Source organism: Kitasatospora sp. NPDC058406, from assembly GCF_042722765.1.
Lineage (GTDB): Bacteria > Actinomycetota > Actinomycetes > Streptomycetales > Streptomycetaceae > Kitasatospora.
This window is the reverse complement of the sequence record NZ_JBHXKE010000501.1, coordinates 1-1,444: the sequence shown is the minus strand read 5'-3', so window position 1 is coordinate 1,444 and position 1,444 is coordinate 1. Positions and strand designations below refer to the sequence as shown.

General features: G+C 72.9%; 1 protein-coding gene. It reads left to right on the top strand.

What is annotated here, in order from left to right:
* Positions 1-485 precede the first annotated feature (485 nt).
* Entirely contained in the window at positions 486-1,355 is an 870-nt protein-coding gene (locus ACFWOG_RS40855) for a hypothetical protein (protein WP_329874450.1), read from the top strand.
* The last annotated feature ends 89 nt before the right edge of the window (positions 1,356-1,444 follow it).

Sequence of the window (1,444 nt, the reverse complement as noted above, 5' to 3'; positions counted from 1 at the left end):
GGTACCCGCGACACCGTGACGACCGTGGCGGCAGTGGCGGCGGTTACCGTGGCCGTGACGACCGCCCGTCCGGTGGCAGTGGCGGCGGCTTCCGTCGTGATGACCGTCCGTCCGGTGGTTTCGGTCGTGACCGTGACGACCGTGGTGGCGACCGTGGCGGCTTCCGTCGCGACGACCGCCCCTCCGGCGGCTTTGGCCGTGGCCGTGACGACCGCCCCTCGGGCTTCCGTCGTGACGACCGTGACGACCGTCCGCGTCGTGACGACCGTCCGTCCGGTGGGTTCGGCCGTGACGACCGTGGTGGTGACCGCGGCGGTTTCCGTCGTGACGACCGCCCCTCCGGTGGTAGCGGCGGCGGCTTCCGTGGCCGCGACGACCGCGGCGGCGACCGGGGTGGCTACCGCGGCCGCGACGACCGCCCGTCCGGCGGCGGCTACGGCCGTGACCAGGACGACCGCCGCGGCAATTACGAGCCCGTCAAGCGCCTGCCGATCCCGGAGGACGTCACCGGCTTCGAGCTGGACGGGGACGTCCGCCAGGAGCTCAAGAGCCTGCCCAAGACGCTCGCCGACGATGTCGCCCGCAACCTGGTGATGGTCGCCCGCCTGCTCGACAGCGAGCCGGAGGAGGCCTACCAGTACTCGCGCGTCGCGCTGCGGCTCGCCTCCCGCGTCCCCGCCGTCCGTGAGGCCGCCGGTTTCGCCTCGTACATGACCCAGCGTTACTCGGAGGCGCTGACCGAGTTCCGCGCCGCCCGCCGGATGACCGGCCGTGCCGACCTGTGGCCGGTGATGGCGGACTGCGAGCGCGGTCTGGGCCGCCCGGAGCGGGCGCTGGCGATGGCCGGCGAGCCCGAGGTCAAGCAGCTGGACAAGGCCGGCCAGGTCGAGATGCGTCTGGTCTCGGCCGGTGCGCGCAGCGACATGGGGCAGTTCGACGCCGCCGTCGTCACCCTGCAGAGCCCGGAGCTGGCCTCCAGCGCCGTGCACCCGTGGACCGCGCGACTGCGGTACGCGTACGCCGAGGCGCTGATCGCGGCCGATCGTGCCGACGAGGCCCGCGACTGGTTCGTCAAGGCGACCGAGGCCGACACCGAGGGTTCGACCAACGCCGCCGAGCGTCTGGCCGAGATCGACGGCCTGGAGTTCGTGGACGCGCTCGACCCGGAGCTGGCGGACGACGACGAGCCGGCCGACAAGCCCGTGGCGAAGGCCAAGAGCAGCGGCGGTTCGACGGACGAGCGTGAGATCTTCGAGGACGAGGAGGACGTCGAGGAGTTCTACGACGACGACGACCTCGAGATCGACGAGGACTTCGACGGCGTCGTGCCGGAGCGGGCCGAGGACGCCAAGTAGTCGGCAGCGGATGCCGTAGGACCGAGTGAGGCCCTGGGCCGCCCCCGGGGGGTCCGCGGGGGGGCGCGGCCCCTGATGATTGACGAGTG